Here is a 16,001-nt window from a genome sequence, read left to right as displayed (position 1 = left end):
GAGGATCACCCGAATGGATAACGTAATTTTCAATCGGCAGGATCACACCGTAGCAGGGCTTAACCGCCCGGCCGGTCCCTGCGAATATTCCCTGGCCCTACCCTTCCCGATCACGGCCGTAAAGACCCTGACCTGGACGAACGGCGAAAAGCAAAAAGCGGACGAAAACGGCCAGCTGCTGTACAAAAGCCAGCCGATCCTGGACGAAAACAACCAGGAAACGTACAACGAAGTAATCACGGCCCGAATTCCTACAGCCTGGGAAGAACGAACCCAGGAATATAGCCTGGTCAACGAAGACGGCAGCCGCACTCTCTTAACTAATACCACCCAAGTCCCGGTCGAGTGGGAAGAACTGCAGCCAGCCATGGTTTCGAACGTCGAGCAGTACCAAGTAAGCTTCACGGAGCAGCCGAGTTTGTTTACTTACGACGAACTGCAGGTAGCAAAGCTGATTAGCATCAAAAAGGCCTATTCGGGGGTACAACTGGTTTACTATGACGAGGATTTTGAACCGTCAGGTTTTTCGACGGACCTGGCAGAGCATGCGGCCAATATGGGGGACGGTGTACTAGCGGTTCACCCGAACGGAAAATGTCGGACAACAAAGTTACCGCTGGGGAAAATAGCCGACACGATCCAGCTTTACCTGGAAGCCCAGGCAGGGATCACGGTCGAAGTCGGGGCCACGGTAACCGGCTTTACCGAAGTCGTCCAGGGGATCGCTCAGCTACCCGTGCCTACCAACGAATTGTATGTGCGATTCACGAATACGACAGACAGCTATAAGGAAGTGTACGCCTTCGGGATCCTTGCATAAAGAACTGATTTTATTATCAGAGCGCCACAAAGGCGTTTTTATTTTGCCCTCGGAGCCGACCCGGGGGCTATTTATATTGAGGGAGAAGTAGAGAGGGGGAACAAATATGACAGTAGGAGGCGGAGTTGTGGGGACAGAGGATAAGCTTGTAGAGATACAGATACAACTTGCTCGAATAGAAAAGACACTTGAAGCTGTGCCGACACTTACAACGACCATTGAGACTACACGGGATTTAGCTCGAGAGGCTATGCAATCTACAAAATCAGCTCATCATAGGCTTGATCGTATGGAGGAAGCTCAGAGGTGGGTTTGGAGGACTATCGGAGGGTCAATTATTACAGTGGTTGTAGCTGCTATTATTGCTGCTATCAAATTAGGAGGTAAGTGATGATCAAAAATAAATATGTAATCGAACGGCGTTATATAGATATACGCCAAAACGTTCGGCCCGGCACACGGTTAGCCTCCGGAGTACCGGGCTTTTTAGTTGCCCATGATACAGGTAATCCAGGAGCGACTGCGGATAATCATTTTACCTATTTTCAAAATCTTACTGATCGATCAGCGTCTGCCCAGGTATTTATTGATGATAAAAAGATACTGGAGATCATCCCGACAGGTACCGGGCCTGATCCAGCGGAAAAAGCCTGGCACGTCCTGTACAATGTGACGACTGATAACCAGCTTTATGGTGATGATGCTAACGATATTGCTCTTGGCATCGAGCTGTGTTACGGCGGTAAGATTGAATTTGCAGAGGCATACAAGCGGTATGTGTGGTATCTGGCTTATTGCTGCGATAAGTGGAGGCTTAATCCTCTGATCCATATTCCTAGTCATAAGCAGCTGGACCCAACTCGTAAGAGGGACTGTGAACAGGGGTTGGTTACTGGTAATAAGACTTTCAAGGATCTACTGTACGATGTGGTATCTGAGATCAAGGAGCAACCAGCTATTATCATTCCTCCTGAAGCTACACAAATGCCAGCTAATGTGGCGCAGCGTTTGATAGATGAGTATGTATCCCTTGCATGGTTTACAGCACAACACGCACGCGATCAGGTGGGCATGACGCATTTTCATAACTTGGCGAATAATCTCCGAATGGCATCATGTATTCCATTACAGCAAGGATCAGTAGTACCTTTTAAACAATTGTACAAGAGTAACGCCCAGGAACTTATCTTTAGATGGCTCTCTCCGGACTGGTTCGCTGCCAAACTCAAAGGCGATAAGACGGTAATGACTTATTACAATAACACTGCTAATCATTTACGGCGTGCTGCTGGAATACCAATAGAGTAATAGGGATGAGAGGATGATGTAATATGGAAAATCAAAATCTAACGGAGGTTCTGATGTTTGCATCTCTGCTTTCCGTTTTTGTATTAGCGGGCGTGCAGTTGGTTAAGACCACGATTACCTTGCCTAAAAATATTATACCCTTGATCGGCGTCATTGTAGGTATGCTGATCGGAGCTGTAGCTTATCCGTTTACCGATCTCCAGCTGGTATTGCGGCTGTGGGCTGGAGCATTGGCTGGGTTGTCGGCTACAGGCTTGTTTGAACTGGCCTTTAGTAATCGTTCAGGAACGACCAAAGAGTAAAGTCCCAAGCGCCTGCGAATTTTATTTACAGATTGTCCCAGATGAATTATGATTGCTTTATTGAAAATTGTCATCTTGATCCCCCTTCAGCCATCTGGATGGGGGATTTCTAATGACATTATAGTTATCTTGTGTTACAATACCGACCGATACTGCGTTCAAATTTGTTGAAGGGATGAACCGCATGAAAACAAAAGACATAGATATAAGAACTTCATTGCATCGACGTTTGAAGGCGGAGCATGCTACCGAAATTGCAGATACACTAATTCTTGATGAACTTGCCCTTTGCCAAGGCGATGCGAGGATTGATGTCGCTGTCGTTAATGGTGCAATCAACGGATATGAAATTAAAAGCGAAAGTGATACCTTGGGAAGACTTCCACGACAATGTGAAGCATACAGTAAGGTTTTTGATACTGTCACTGTCCTAACAGCATCGAAATATGTTGAGGGCATTATAAATTTGGTTCCTGATTGGTGGGGCTTAACACGGGCTGAGATGGAAGAGGATGGGGTAGTTCACTTTTTTTCCATTCGTGAGCCGCAAAAAAACCCATGTATTGATTCTTTAGCCCTTGCTCAGCTTCTTTGGAGAGATGAGGCTATTATTATTCTCAAGGAAAGAGGCTTGCAAAAGGGTCTCTTAAGCAAGCCGAGAAAAGTGTTATGGGAAGCCTTGGCCGAAAATCTTTCTCTTGTAGATTTGCAATATGAGGTACGTAAAACTCTTAAATCAAGGACAAATTGGCGAGTTCATTGATAACCACAGCTAAATGATGATTGGTCCCAACTTTTCTCCAATTAGTAAGATTCCCGGGACCGTCATCACCACTTGCAACATCGCTTATATACTTATCTCCTTCTGAAAAGTTACTTCCATAATACTCACGATGATTAACTACAAGGTTTGCCAAGGAATAGAACTGATCATACCCAAATTTTCTCAACCATCTCCCTTTAAAAATGATAAACTTGTCATCCGCAGTATATCGTATGTTAGCACTAATTCTTAGGAATTTCGGATCAGCCTCGAGAATATCTGGATGAGAAATTCCATAATCACCAAAAACAGGCAAGCGGATTGGACGATTTGAAATAATTCGTTTCCAGATCAACCATTCAGATCTTTCTAAGGTATCAACGGAATCCGCATCAACATCTGAAAGATCTTTGGGAAAAGAAGTCCCCAACAAAACTACTTTTCGCCATCTATCAACTACTGGTATACTGTTTAGTAATAAATGTAAAAATTGATATGTTCTTGTTCTTTCAGCAGGGTTCACATAACCATAGTCAATTATTAAATCGATCATTTCGGGCTCTAATTGGACAATTGAAAGAAGATCGGTTATATTTTTTCCTATATTTTCAAAATCCTCGCCTACCAATCGAAAACATACTCCCAAGTTATCAATTTGGATCGCATTAACTACAGCTGATTGGTATTCTGTGTCCTTATCTGTACCTAAGACAGGTACCATTTTCACACTATGTTCTCTTCCAGAGTTTAATATATGAGATAGATAGTGATTTCCATCGGCCATTCTCTCCTCTTGATCAATCCAAAGACAATCAATATAAACCTCTCCATCATTATTCCAACATTGACGTAATGATTCACCAATCTTCTGTAAATGACCGTCAATTGTTTTCTTCGGCTGGCCCTTATCAAAATCCCAATCGATTGGCGCGACTTCAATAAGGGGTGTAATTATGCTCTTTGATTCATCGCTAAGGCATTCAATTGCTTTCTGCTCTCCCTGTTTCCACTTGATTACGGGAACATAATTCTCTTTGTATGACATTTCTACCTCCTCATTTCTTCATAAGATAAAAGTACTATTATAGGACTTCTGGACGACATTATCCTACAACATAATACCTAATTAGAGATATGTGGAAGTTTATTTACAAAATAAGCCATTGCTGTTAAGCTAGTTTCATATGATCCAAAATAGAGTTCTTTATTGAACTTTAGCTAAGTTAAGATTTTCGTTGATGATTTTTTTGAACTCGAAAGAGATACTTCATCGAGATGTGAAGCAAGGAGATCACTTGAGTAATACGATCAATATATCAGAGCTGGAATTCACCAAGGCATATGAAAATCGTTATTTACAGATTGTCCCAAACATGATATTGTGTTCTTACACGAATTGGAAGCACCGAGCGTGCAGTCCGAAAGAATCGGCAAATACCCCTGTTGGCTACTACGGCCGATGGGGGTATTTTTAAATATATCTAGGAAGGAATGTTTTCATGAACTTTGACTGGAGCGTAGTAATATCAGCTGTAACTGTTTCAGCAGTAATAAATGCTGGTGTGCAATTATACATAAAAAGTAAAGGTGAAAAAAGTTTAGAGAATCATAAACAAAAGTTGAATGTACATACAGAAAATCTAAAATTCGATCTTCAGAAGAAAATTCACGATTACAGTTTATATTCAGTAAAAAGACATGAGATATACCCTCAACTGTTTAAATTACTTCTGATAGCTGAAGGTAATATTCGTAGCTTGTTTGGTTTCAGGAGAGTGTTGACATTTGAAGAATTTAATAAGGCTGATATAAAGATATTTATGGAAGGTAGGGAAGTTGTTGAGGGTAAACAAGAACTAATATTGAGTCTTTGGGATAACCAAAAGAATAATGCAATTGAAGAACTAAAAGCATATTTAAAAGTGTTAGATATACAGGACGCAAGGAAAAGTCTGGTGGAGGCTAAAAACTATCTCTTGTTTTCAGAATTATTTTTATCAGAGAATGTTGCTCTGAAAAGTGACGAAGTTTTTCAATCGTTGGCAATGATTTTAGCCTATAGTGAATTTCCCACTCCAGGTGACTACAGGGAAAGAGATCAACTTAACAGTGGATTGAACGAAGTAATTGCCGAACTAAATAAACAAATGAAAAAAGATCTTTCTGATATTTAGTACATAAAACAAAATAAAAAAATGGAACCCTGACAATGAAATATTCAGGATTCTTTTTGTTTAGAAAATAAACTCTGTGAACACAGGACTCCGTAACATCCCTGATTTTGTCCAATTCCTCGTTCGAACCTTCGCACGTAACCTCGGCTCCAGATATACAAACTCCTTATCTTCACCTTTAACTAATTGCTTAGCCACTCCATAGAATGCTTTCTTATTCAGCGGGCTTGCTCCAAGTTCTATAATCCCAGCTGGATGCAGCCTCCCTGATGTTCCGGAAGGAATTGCTGTTAACCACCCGAATTCATCCTTGCGATATCCCGTTATAAAAACCTCTGCATAAGTCCAGTTTATAACCTTTTGCCATGCTGGGGATCGGCGGCCAGTCTCATAAAGACTTGTCTTCCTCTTGCCTACCACACCCTCCATACCTCGTGATTCAATTTGCACGAATAATGCTTCGCCATCCCCATCTATATGCGGCACCACTCCGAAACTTCTTGATGGCAAAGTAATACTCAAAAGAATCTCCCTACGCTTCATTAGCGGTAATCCACGCAGATCCTGACCTTTGTATCGCAGTATGTCAAAGATGGCATAGTAAGCTGGAAGTGTGGTTGTAAGACGTTTTATTTTATCTGCCTTTCGTGCCTGAAACCGACTCATCACCGATTCAAAGTCAGACACGCCATTTGTAGGATTAACGCAAGCTACTTCTCCATCTAGGATAATATCTTCTGAGAATGGTAGTTGAAGTTCGGGGTATTGCTGGGTACATTCGTTATTGTGGCGAGTATACAATTGGACCAAACCGGACTGCTGGGAATAAATAAGACGATGGCCGTCTATTTTTGGTTCAAATATATAATCGCTGTGAGAAAACGGCCTGTGAGTAGTCTGCAGCAGTGTAGGAGCAATAAACAAATAGATCACCTCCCAATAATTATAATTCCTCGAGAGGGCATGAAGGGCAGGTAAGTGTTGGGTAGATTCCTTGAGGGGTAATTGTGCTTACAATTGATATAAAGTTCATATATATCTTTGATCGTTACCACAAGTGGTGGGCATCGAAGAGGAGGGAGAACTTTTGGTTATTCAATAATGCAAAAAATGACTATACTCTATAGAATATGAAGAATATGAAGAATATGAAGAATATGAAGAATATTAAGAAAAAGTCACATTTGGATTTAGGGGTTCTCCTTTTTATTCATAAAATATACAAATATTCTTTTTAAAATGATCTAAAAGATTGAATTTACAGACCCGATAATACACCAATATAATAATATTGGAGGCCGGGAAATTGACACCTACAAAAGAGGAGATTAGTCAAAAAATTAATAATATTTCCGAAAGTGCGAATGAATATGAGGATATAGGCATACTGCTAATCAGTAGGTGCCGAAAATTACATACAAAATTGAATAAAGAGCCAAGTATGTTCTCAAAAATAATACTTCCGCTTATTACCAAAGAAAATCCTGATGCTCATCAAATTTATTTAGAAAAAAAACTTTGGGATATTAAGTTTGAAATTGATAAGCTTGAGGTAATCTTACACGATCATAGGGACGGGAAACAATCGGCACATAGGCGGTTATCATCACAATTCAGCCTGCAAATGACCTATTTTATATTAATATTATGCATTATGATGTATTCAGTTATGTTCGTTATATTGGATTCTGATTCTCCGATTAAAGTGAATGAGAATTTGAATGTTTACTTAAAATATTTTCTTATATCTGTGATGGGAGGCTTGTTGTACTTTTTAACCAATTCAGTCAGTGTGTTTAGTAAAAGCATCATGCGCCTTCTTGTAGCAATGCTTATACCAGTGTTGTTCTTAGGAATTGTATTTAAAACAGGTAGTAATCAATCCCATACGTTAGACTTAACCAGTACTAACGTTATGTTGTTCTTGTTTGGGTACTCATCAAATCTAATTACTATTATATTGAATAAAGCTATTTCCAAAATAGAAGAAGTGTTTAATGTCAACTAAAAAAGAACGTAACTCACTACTTGGGAGTTACGTTCTTCTTTAGTTGAATCACTCTGTTAACGTGAGTAATTTCGTTATATGGAATCCATACAGCCCCATCAAAACATATGACTTTTGCTCTGTCAGGGTCGGTTGATACTGTTGCTACTCCATTAATAGTGCCACCATCTCGAAGAATAATTGTTACCTCTTCACTTCTTTCAGCAGCTACATACAATTGTTTCCTCATAATACACCTTCTACACCCCTTGTATCAATTTGCCTTTTTATAAAATATTATTATTCCCTAAAATAAACAAGACAAAAAAATACAGTTTTCAGTGTCTAGATCATTTAATATGTGAATGAAGGAACATCAGAGACAAGTATACCATGTATGACCAGGGGATTTATGTTAGTGTGGTGGTCACAGTTTGTTGGACAAGAGTCATTCTTCCAAATGAGGGTATGTTAAATCACTCTCTATAATCGACTTCATTTTTAATGACCACGATAGCTGCGGCTGTGGGCTGTCGGCAACCGGTCCGTTCGAGCAACCGTTTTTCGGCATGAAACACTAAGTAATTATTCTTCCGCCTACTGGTTCGAATGGTGGCCCATTTTAATTTAGTTGGTTGTTTATTATGCCTTTAGAATAACTATTAAATATCATATCATTGCTTTAGACAGAGGGTGTTGGGAAAAACATCTATTGACAGCTATGATATGATTTAGTCAAATAGGTGTAAAGTAAATTATCTTGAAAGGTTTGTTCTTATGAGCCAAGCATATGATAAAATATGCAAACTTATTTCTGCTATTTGTTATGAACACGATAAGTTTTCTCAAGCATATTTGGACACTTACGAAGATAGTGCATTAAATTTGAAGAAAAAAGAAGTAAAGGATATAATGATTAGTGATCACGAAATCATAAAGTACTCGTTTCTTCAATTAATACAGGACTATTTAGATCAATTGGGAAACTTAGTCGTTGATCTTGAATATGAGTACGAATATGAAGATCTGGATTTTCGATTGAGAATTAAACAAAAAGATTCTATTGTTAATAAAATTTATCATTACAAATTTGGTAAGAACGAAGAAGGAAAAGTCCCCCTTAATAAATGCTTAAATGACTTATTAGGACTAAGAATTATTGTTAATTCATTTGATCATAATTGTGAAGACTTTAAAAGTATTTGCGAAAACTTGAAAAAAGATTACAAAATGACGAAAATTAATTCATCGAAAGATAAATACAAGGCAACACACGTATATTTTTATGGAAATAACAAATACTTTCCTTGGGAGCTTCAAATTTGGGACTCTTCTGACTCCCAACAAAATGAAACTTCACATAAAGAACACAAAAGTAAACGTGAATACATAAACTGGCCTCAAATGTATGCGAAATCTAATGAGTACGAATATTCTAAGAAAGGAGGAGATTTATAAATGGCTTTCCATTTTATTGCTATTGCGAATGATTATGTGCAAGGAAGACGTTTAGGGTGGCACTATCCATCGAGAGAAAAGTTACGTAAAGAAAGAATTCAATCATTTATGAACAGAGTTGAGTTAGAATGTGGTGATATTCAATTAGGAATACACAAATTTTCAACAGAATCTAAAAAATGGGATTCTGTTTTGGAGAAGGATTCGTTTTTTGAAGACGTAATCGTAACCGAAAACGAAGATTTTTTCATTGAGCAGGTTTCTTCTGGAAAAGAATTAAGGGCTTATGATGTAGCAAAATACATTCTTTCCATCACACCATTGACACATTTGAAGTTGCAAAAACTGTTATATTACGCGTATGCTGAATATTTACTGGCAACAGGAGAGAAATTGTTTAAAGATCCAATTGTGGCTTTTAAGTACGGACCAGTAGTAGAAGATGTATTTTACCAATTCCGACACAATGGGTCTTCCCAGATAGATTATAAAGAAGATGAAGTCTTTTTCATTCACACAAAAAAAGCTCCTCCTTCTTTCGTAAGGATAATCTCTTCTGATAACGGATTGATTGCAGCTGCATTTGTATTAAAAACTTGGAAAAGATACATCGACTTTACTGCTAAAGAACTGGTTGAAAAAACACACAAACGAGGTGGACCTTGGGATCGTGTTTATAAGTCAGGAACTAATCAGGTAATATCGGATGATCATATCAAAAAATATCATCATGTAGTTCAATAATAAATTAAACAAGTAAGAAAAGCCTGCTAACTCGGTCTGGAGTGGCAGGCTTTTCTTATTATCTCTGAACAAACACCTGTCATCTTAATGTTGTTTGTTTGATCCGTTTGGGGATAAGGATTACAAAGGAATAGTTATGGCTGTGGATCGACGGTTACGCCGGATTAAGTTGCGGTGGTCTGAGGATGACTGGGATTGGGTTAATTAGAGGTCATACCTCAGTGATTACATAATTAAGCCCCGGGGCTTTCCTCACCAGAAATCAGTGGCTATAACGTAATAACCTGATTTCCGTACTTACTATTATTCTCAACCATAAGGAATGTGAGAAGACCTGTGGCGTTTTAGCCAACAGGTCCCTTTTTTATTCTGAGATTCTTTTTTCCAGCAAGATGTTATACATATTTAATGCATCATCTAGTTCTTGACTTGCTTTTATAACCTCCGGGTCGGCTAGGCGTTTATATGCGGATAGTTTATTCAATTCCAACCGGAGTTCTTCGATTCTTAGAATGATACTCTCCAAGACGAACAGCCCCTATAATCCGTATATCTATGTAATACGCTCGCCGTGCACTGCGACCGTTTTGCGGATATCCAATACCATTCGGTTTGAAGGTGGTTGACCTGATCCGCATCGGGTCTCAAAGGTGATTGCAAATTTGCTTATATATTATTCGATATTCTTCGCACAAATCCTCCAAAATGTTACAAATGAAAAAACCCAGTTAGGCTCGAGGCCTGACTGGGTTTCATAACTTACTTATTGTGCTGTATATTCACTTACTTCAAAGGTTAGAATTTTATTGTGAATTACATATTCAGTTCTCTTCTCGAAGGGACCTTTGTTGTTATCATGTTTATTGATTCCATACTTAGCCGATCCAGAGGCTCCATCATACCAATTTAGGAATGTTGTTATTTCTGACATTGGAAGATCAAACTCTTTATCAAATCCATTCTCCAAAGTGATGGATAGAAGTGCACGGTCTCCTGTAGGAATTTCAGGAGTAGGAGATGGAATTACGCTTGGTGTTACTGTTGGTGACGTTGTAGCTGTTGCAGTTGGTGTCGGTGTTTGAGTAGGTGCTGGAGTATATGAAGTTAATGTACCATCTACATCAATAGCTGCTATTGATAAATAATTCATGGTATTATTCACGAATTCAACGGAGTGCTCTCCCTGCGGTAATCCTATTTTTTCAAACATGATTTTTCTGCTTGAACTCTCAGGACCATTAAGGGATATTTTCTGTACAAACTGACCGTCAATCAAGACGTCTACGTCAGTAGAAAATGAACTCCAAGTTGGCGAAATAAGTCTGACTTTTGTCCCATTAAAATTAAATTGTATCTTGGCTCCGCTTTGTTGCCATTGTGATCCATAACATATCGGGGCTGGGAGTGCATTCCAGGTTCCGCCGGAGTAAGTAATTTCAGGCGTGTTATAATTGTATCTAGTCCATCCACTCTCGGGGGATGGAAGTAAATCTCCAACTGATGCGGCGAATATGTTTTGTGTAAAGGTAAAAATGAGTAGAAAACTAAGTGCGATTGGAATAATTAATTTTTTGATCTTTTTCAAATTCGAGTTCTCCTTTTATTTGAATTTCCTAAGATAGGATATAATTAATGGAAGAAGAAGTCCGAGCTATATTTTCTATATTTTGAATTTAAAGGTTTTATTCATCAATTATACATAAACATACCAGTTAAGTAATAACCTAAGGGTTGATTGCGGGACATTTGCTTGGCTATAATACAAACAAATGTTCTTATATTGAGGGATAACTGATGTTAGACGATACACCGCGTAAGTTGCTGAGGATTATGTATCATTTTTCGGGCCACTTCAAGAGGATGCCTACAATGCCAGAAATGGAGCGATTAAGTGGACGAATGCCGGTAGCGATTAGAAAAGGAATGCTTGAGTTGGCTGATCAAAACTATATTTCTTGGAATCCTCACACGACTGTTGAGACAGCTGTAATCATTGAGGGGTGGGAAAGGGAGAACGATACCTCAGAACGTCCACATGAGCATCGTAGTTCATCACAAACTGGCAACTTAGATTATTGGCAGTATTATTGAGGAGGAGAAGTATGTCGAGAAAATTGGATAGCATATGGGACTGCAACAGAATGGTGATGCCAGAACATAAACAACGGATAATAAGGGAAGAGAGGGAGCAGGAACGGCATGTCAAACCCACTCTGGACCCTCAGGAGATTGAGTTGATTGATAGAGTTCTTTACCAATCTATGGAGGCTCATAGTCCAGTTACGTTGACGTTATTCGACCCTTTTAGAAATAAACAATATAAGGGCATTGTCATGAAGGTGGATCGACAACTTGGCATAAAACTACGCTGGTCTGAAGATGATTGGGACTGGATCAAAATAGAGGATGTTATAAGTGCAACTCAATGAATAACCACACTTAGGTTTGGCTTTGTGAATCCTTTATCTCTATGCCTGTATTGTAGGGGGGACCACAAAAAACCATACTCGTCATGAGTATGGTTTAAAAGTTTAAGGGGTATCTTGCCGATTAATTGCGAGGATTTCTAAAAATAGATTTAATTCTTTCATATGCCTACTCAGTGGTTTTCTTTTATCTGTCTCCCAATTTCTTATTGTCTTCACATCTACGCAAAATTCAACGGACATATCTAAAACTAGCATCCCCCGATACATACGCGCCTTTCGAATTTGTTCTCCCAATGATACTTCTGGTAGATCCTCAAAACATCCGAGATAATAGATCGGGAGATCAAGAACATCGGATAAACTTTTTAAGGTCGGAAGGGAAGGTATATTTTTATTTCCTTCTATATAAGAGAGTGCTACTGCAGAGATCCCTATTTGAGCAGCGACCTCAACTATTGTCATATCTTTGAGTTTTCGCCCATGACGAATCCTTTTACCAGATAAAGCTGGTACAACAGTCTCTATTTGGAGGAGTTGCAATGGCTTCCGTTGTACTATATAAATACCCGAGGTGTTATCTTCACGGACACGGATTCATCGAACAAGCCAGCATGAACTGCGCTGGAAAAGTAAAAGCCGCCCGTGCCCGGCTAATGGTTACCGACCCATCTTCTAGAGGCTGGCGTAAAACCTCCAGAACGTTGCGCGAGAATTCCGGGAGCTCATCTAGGAACAGAAGCCCACGATGGGCAAGGCTGACTTCTCCCGGTTTGGGGATTCCGCCGCCTCCAATAAGTCCGGCTGCTGATATCGTGTGGTGAGGTGAACGGAAGGGACGGCTCCGCAGCAGACCGCTGTGAGTTTCCTTCAGTTTACCGGCAGCGCTGAATATTTTGGTGACCTCCAGTGCTTCGCTGTCAGAGAGTGGAGGAAGAATACCGGGCAGGCGTTTAATCAGCATCGTTTTACCTGTTCCGGGTGGGCCGATGAGAAGGATGTTATGCATTCCGGCAGCGGCGATGGTTAAAGCTCTTTTGACATGGTATTGTCCAATTACATCGCTGTAATCGTCACTCATCTCGGATTCGGGAGAGGAGCTGGCGGAGGAGAGGGATATTTGGGGCATATATTTCAAATGTTCCAAGGATAGAGCCAAGACGGGGGGCTGTTCTTTGGTAGCTGATCCAAGGCTGGTGGTCACAGGGAATCCCATAGAAGAGGTTGCTGTTGTCTGATGTTCTTGGTTTATAACAGCAGCCCCTGCATGTTGCTTATATGATCCATGTTCATCTACAGAATGCCTATACGTATTGGGCAGAGGAATGACTTGGCCCGGATCGGGCAGCTCACGCAGATGATCGGCGGCATACACAGTCATGCCGCTGATGAGTGAGGCTTCCGCTGCGTTCCCGCGTGGAAGAAGCACGGCGCGGAAGCCTGCCCGGCGGGCGGCTTCCACCATCGGCAGCACACCGGTCACCGACCGCAGGCTGCCGTCTAGGGCAAGCTCTCCGATCAGCAGCATCTCCTCGGCAGTAGGCATGACAAGCTGACCGCTTGTCGTCAGTATGCCGAGGGCGATGGCCAGATCGAAAGCCGAGCCTTCCTTGCGCAGGTCCGCCGGCGCAAGGTTGATAGTGATACGCTGCTGAGGATAGCGGTACCCGCAGTTTTTTACAGCAGCGCGGACTCTTTCTACCGCCTCACGAATGGCGGAGTCGGGCAGACCGATAATATTCGTCTGAGGCAGTCCGTTCGCCAAATCGATTTCAACCCCGATCATAACGCCCTCTATACCATAAAGACATGCACTGTGCATTTTTCCATACATAACAAAAAAACACCTCTTCTCTGGGATTGAGCCCTATGTGGGCTGTAAGGTTCCAGGAAAAAGGGTGCTTCCTCATCTTCCGATTTTTATACGATAATTGTATTATACATAGCAAGTCAGAACTATTTCAACACATTGTTAATGGATTCATCTAACAACCTCTTTTGTAACTATTCAATTAGAAAGGAAAAGAACGATGATTGAGATTCTGGCTACAAAACTGGCAGTAAGGATCAAGCTTATTGTTCCTGAACATCCTGCCTCGGAATCAGTACTAAAATTCGCATTAAGTCTGCTAATAAATGCAATCTCCATTATTTTCTTTAGTTTGGCCATATCTTTGTTAACTGCAAAGACTCTAGAGACGGTAACCGTTCTGATAGCCTTCGCCATTTTGAGACAACTTTCAGGCGGATTTCACTTAAAGTCGGGTTTTTGGTGTGTTGTAGGGACTACAGCCATGGCATCAATTATGTCCTTGCTGCAACCCAGTGCCCTTTGGATTCAAATCCTGAATATCACAGGAATTTTATTAGTATTAATCTACGCACCTTCAGGAATCGAAAAGCAATCCCGCATACCTTCAGTATTCTATCCTTATTTGAAAATCGCAGCTGCTTTAACTGTAGCCTCTAACCTACTTATTCAATCACCGATGTTGGCTTTATCTTTCTTCGTCCAAAGTGCAACGCTTATTAAGTTAAGGAGGTGAGATTTCTATGTTCAAAAAAAGTATTTATGCATTGGCTAGCGGCCTTTCATTATTTGCAGCTATCATCGTGTCTACACCCAGCTTTTTGTTTATCTATCAAGGTGAAACCCCGCGGGAGCTGCTTAAATAATCCTTCAGAAAAGGTGTTCAGGATTCCACAGCTACTGCGAATTGAAAAAGGAGCCTTTCGGCTCCTTTTTTGGCTGTCTGGATATACTATTTTTACAGTACATTAATGTCTACAACGATATTACCGCGTGTGGCGCGGGAGTAAGGGCATGCTCCGTGAGCGGCTTCAGCTAGGGAAACGGCTGTTGCATGATCTACTCCTTTTACAAGTACATCAAGCTTAACAGCAATCCCGAAGCCGCCATCTTCCACTTTGCCAAAGCTGACCGTAGCCGTCACTTCACTACCCTCTATTTTCACTTTGCCCATACGGGCAACCATATTCAGCGCACTATCGAAACAAGCGGAGTAACCGGCTGCGAACAGCTGCTCAGGATTTGTACCTTCTCCGCCGGCGCCGCCCATTTCACGGGGTGTACTGATATCTAAACGCAGCTGGGGGTTGTCTGATTCGATAAAACCGTTTCTTCCTCCAATTGCTTTAACCGTTGTTTCGTACATTTTTTGTTGTATAACCATCATAAGTAATCTCTCCCGTTCCGTTAAATGTATTGTACACAATATAATTTAACACAAAATTAATAATAGTCAAATTATTTTTTGCAATAAACATGAAGTTGATAACACTTTATGATAAAATGATAGCAAGAAGGCAGGTGAATAAGACATGGAAAAAAAGACAACAACTCCGGAATTACTGCTTGAAAATCAACTCTGTTTTACGATATATGCCTGTTCACGCGAGATTACTAAGCTGTATCAGCCTTATTTGGACAAGATTGGTGTGACCTATTCGCAATATCTTGTGATGCTCGTCTTATGGGAGAAACAGCAATGCACGGTGAAGGAAATCGGAGAGGCGCTTTTCCTGGATTCAGGAACTTTAACTCCGTTGCTCAAGCGGTTGCAGGCTGCCGGTCTAATTATACGTGAGCGTTCCCTACAGGATGAGCGTAAGGTACTCATCTCTTTGACTGAACAAGGCTGGGCTTTGCAAGCAGAAGCAGCATGTATTCCAAGTAAGATGATGGAGGGTACAACGATGTCCGGCAAGGAGTTCGAGGATCTGTTGGGACAGTTCAAAAGCTTGCTCAGTCGGGTTCATGAAGTGAACGTAAGTACCCCGCGGAAATAGCCAAAATTGATTTGTCAAGGCGATTGATCTCGTAGCGGCATGAAACCGAGCGAAAATATGTGTATATATGATGATTATTTTTAAGGAAAGCGTTTTAAAAACATGTTACACTATTCTGGGCTTCATTATTAGACATATAAGAGAGTATAGCTGGGATTCATACTTTGCTTCATATGTCGCTCGGAGAAACTAAGCCGTCCCTAGGGGGC

General features: G+C 40.6%; 21 protein-coding genes and 1 pseudogene. 14 read left to right on the top strand and 8 right to left on the bottom strand.

Annotation, left to right across the window (positions count from 1 at the left end):
• Positions 1–13 precede the first annotated feature (13 nt).
• From PWYN_RS22630 to PWYN_RS22610, 5 genes are all read left to right on the top strand, one after another.
• Positions 14–820, top strand: coding sequence for a hypothetical protein (locus tag PWYN_RS22630; RefSeq protein WP_036656550.1), 807 nt, complete (start codon positions 14–16; stop codon positions 818–820).
• Between the two features lie 106 nt (positions 821–926).
• Positions 927–1,211: a hemolysin XhlA family protein gene (locus tag PWYN_RS22625; RefSeq protein ID WP_036656548.1), complete on the top strand. Its 285-nt coding sequence runs from the start codon at positions 927–929 to the stop codon at positions 1,209–1,211.
• Complete coding sequence (locus PWYN_RS22620) at positions 1,211–2,128, top strand: peptidoglycan recognition protein family protein (RefSeq protein ID WP_036656546.1); 918 nt, start codon at positions 1,211–1,213, stop codon at positions 2,126–2,128. The genes PWYN_RS22625 and PWYN_RS22620 overlap by 1 nt, the downstream gene beginning before the upstream one ends.
• Positions 2,129–2,151: 23 nt before the next feature.
• Positions 2,152–2,430 (top strand): holin, encoded by a 279-nt coding sequence (locus PWYN_RS22615; RefSeq protein WP_036656544.1) that lies wholly within the window; start codon positions 2,152–2,154, stop codon positions 2,428–2,430.
• 184 nt (positions 2,431–2,614) lie between these two features.
• Entirely contained in the window at positions 2,615–3,193 is a 579-nt protein-coding gene (locus PWYN_RS22610; protein WP_036656542.1) for a sce7726 family protein, read from the top strand.
• On the opposite strand, the gene PWYN_RS22605 is transcribed toward PWYN_RS22610, so the two are convergent.
• Positions 3,162–4,238 carry a beta family protein gene (locus PWYN_RS22605; protein WP_036656539.1) on the bottom strand — a complete coding sequence of 359 codons (1,077 nt, stop codon included), beginning with the start codon at positions 4,236–4,238 and terminating at the stop codon, positions 3,162–3,164. The genes PWYN_RS22610 and PWYN_RS22605 overlap by 32 nt on opposite strands.
• Before the next feature lie 454 nt (positions 4,239–4,692).
• Here PWYN_RS22605 and PWYN_RS22600 point away from each other — a divergent pair, with 454 nt between their 5' ends.
• Complete coding sequence (locus PWYN_RS22600) at positions 4,693–5,367, top strand: hypothetical protein (protein WP_036656537.1); 675 nt, start codon at positions 4,693–4,695, stop codon at positions 5,365–5,367.
• A 60-nt stretch (positions 5,368–5,427) separates the two neighbouring features.
• Here PWYN_RS22600 and PWYN_RS22595 read toward each other — a convergent pair whose 3' ends face one another.
• Entirely contained in the window at positions 5,428–6,291 is an 864-nt protein-coding gene (locus tag PWYN_RS22595; protein ID WP_036656535.1) for an ATP-dependent DNA ligase, read from the bottom strand.
• A 382-nt stretch (positions 6,292–6,673) separates the two neighbouring features.
• On the opposite strand from PWYN_RS22595, the gene PWYN_RS22590 reads away from it, so the two are divergent.
• A complete protein-coding gene (locus tag PWYN_RS22590) occupies positions 6,674–7,375 on the top strand; it encodes a hypothetical protein (protein ID WP_036656533.1) in 702 nt (233 codons plus the stop codon).
• A gap of 16 nt (positions 7,376–7,391) precedes the next feature.
• Here the strand turns inward: PWYN_RS22590 and PWYN_RS22585 are convergent, their stop codons facing one another.
• Positions 7,392–7,604 (bottom strand): hypothetical protein, encoded by a 213-nt coding sequence (locus PWYN_RS22585; RefSeq protein ID WP_036656531.1) that lies wholly within the window; start codon positions 7,602–7,604, stop codon positions 7,392–7,394.
• 527 nt (positions 7,605–8,131) lie between these two features.
• Between PWYN_RS22585 and PWYN_RS22580 the strand changes: the two genes are divergently transcribed.
• Both PWYN_RS22580 and PWYN_RS22575 read left to right on the top strand, forming a co-directional pair.
• Positions 8,132–8,812 (top strand): nucleotidyltransferase family protein, encoded by a 681-nt coding sequence (locus tag PWYN_RS22580; protein ID WP_052088298.1) that lies wholly within the window; start codon positions 8,132–8,134, stop codon positions 8,810–8,812.
• On the top strand, positions 8,813–9,556 hold the full coding sequence (locus PWYN_RS22575; protein ID WP_036656529.1) for a Panacea domain-containing protein: 744 nt from the start codon (positions 8,813–8,815) through the stop codon (positions 9,554–9,556).
• A gap of 364 nt (positions 9,557–9,920) precedes the next feature.
• On the opposite strand, the gene PWYN_RS22570 is transcribed toward PWYN_RS22575, so the two are convergent.
• Together PWYN_RS22570 and PWYN_RS22565 are read right to left on the bottom strand one after the other, a co-directional pair.
• On the bottom strand, positions 9,921–10,082 hold the full coding sequence (locus PWYN_RS22570; protein WP_205622784.1) for an aspartyl-phosphate phosphatase Spo0E family protein: 162 nt from the start codon (positions 10,080–10,082) through the stop codon (positions 9,921–9,923).
• A gap of 237 nt (positions 10,083–10,319) precedes the next feature.
• On the bottom strand, positions 10,320–11,141 hold the full coding sequence (locus tag PWYN_RS22565; protein WP_052088296.1) for a hypothetical protein: 822 nt from the start codon (positions 11,139–11,141) through the stop codon (positions 10,320–10,322).
• Positions 11,142–11,425: 284 nt separating this feature from the next.
• Between PWYN_RS22565 and PWYN_RS22560 the strand changes: the two genes are divergently transcribed.
• Both PWYN_RS22560 and PWYN_RS22555 read left to right on the top strand, forming a co-directional pair.
• On the top strand, positions 11,426–11,647 hold the full coding sequence (locus PWYN_RS22560) for a hypothetical protein (protein ID WP_052088295.1): 222 nt from the start codon (positions 11,426–11,428) through the stop codon (positions 11,645–11,647).
• Positions 11,648–11,658: 11 nt separating this feature from the next.
• A complete protein-coding gene (locus PWYN_RS22555; protein WP_036656528.1) occupies positions 11,659–11,985 on the top strand; it encodes a YolD-like family protein in 327 nt (108 codons plus the stop codon).
• Positions 11,986–12,087: 102 nt separating this feature from the next.
• Here PWYN_RS22555 and PWYN_RS22550 read toward each other — a convergent pair whose 3' ends face one another.
• A complete protein-coding gene (locus PWYN_RS22550; RefSeq protein ID WP_052088293.1) occupies positions 12,088–12,525 on the bottom strand; it encodes a helix-turn-helix domain-containing protein in 438 nt (145 codons plus the stop codon).
• Between the two features lie 43 nt (positions 12,526–12,568).
• Positions 12,569–13,816: pseudogene (locus PWYN_RS22545) on the bottom strand (YifB family Mg chelatase-like AAA ATPase); the annotation flags it as partial.
• A 196-nt stretch (positions 13,817–14,012) separates the two neighbouring features.
• Between PWYN_RS22545 and PWYN_RS22540 the strand changes: the two are divergent.
• On the top strand, positions 14,013–14,528 hold the full coding sequence (locus tag PWYN_RS22540; RefSeq protein WP_036656526.1) for an accessory gene regulator B family protein: 516 nt from the start codon (positions 14,013–14,015) through the stop codon (positions 14,526–14,528).
• 7 nt (positions 14,529–14,535) lie between these two features.
• Positions 14,536–14,658 (top strand): cyclic lactone autoinducer peptide, encoded by a 123-nt coding sequence (locus PWYN_RS28845; RefSeq protein ID WP_084146880.1) that lies wholly within the window; start codon positions 14,536–14,538, stop codon positions 14,656–14,658.
• Between the two features lie 92 nt (positions 14,659–14,750).
• Here the strand turns inward: PWYN_RS28845 and PWYN_RS22535 are convergent, their stop codons facing one another.
• Complete coding sequence (locus PWYN_RS22535; RefSeq protein WP_036656523.1) at positions 14,751–15,179, bottom strand: organic hydroperoxide resistance protein; 429 nt, start codon at positions 15,177–15,179, stop codon at positions 14,751–14,753.
• 145 nt (positions 15,180–15,324) lie between these two features.
• Between PWYN_RS22535 and PWYN_RS22530 the strand changes: the two genes are divergently transcribed.
• Positions 15,325–15,792 carry a MarR family winged helix-turn-helix transcriptional regulator gene (locus PWYN_RS22530; protein ID WP_036656520.1) on the top strand — a complete coding sequence of 156 codons (468 nt, stop codon included), beginning with the start codon at positions 15,325–15,327 and terminating at the stop codon, positions 15,790–15,792.
• Positions 15,793–16,001 lie beyond the last annotated feature (209 nt).

Origin of the sequence: Paenibacillus wynnii, from assembly GCF_000757885.1 — a bacterium.
Taxonomy (GTDB): domain Bacteria; phylum Bacillota; class Bacilli; order Paenibacillales; family Paenibacillaceae; genus Paenibacillus_AQ; species Paenibacillus_AQ wynnii.
The sequence above is the reverse complement of the archived record's forward strand: the minus strand, read 5'-3'. Positions and strand labels throughout refer to the sequence as shown.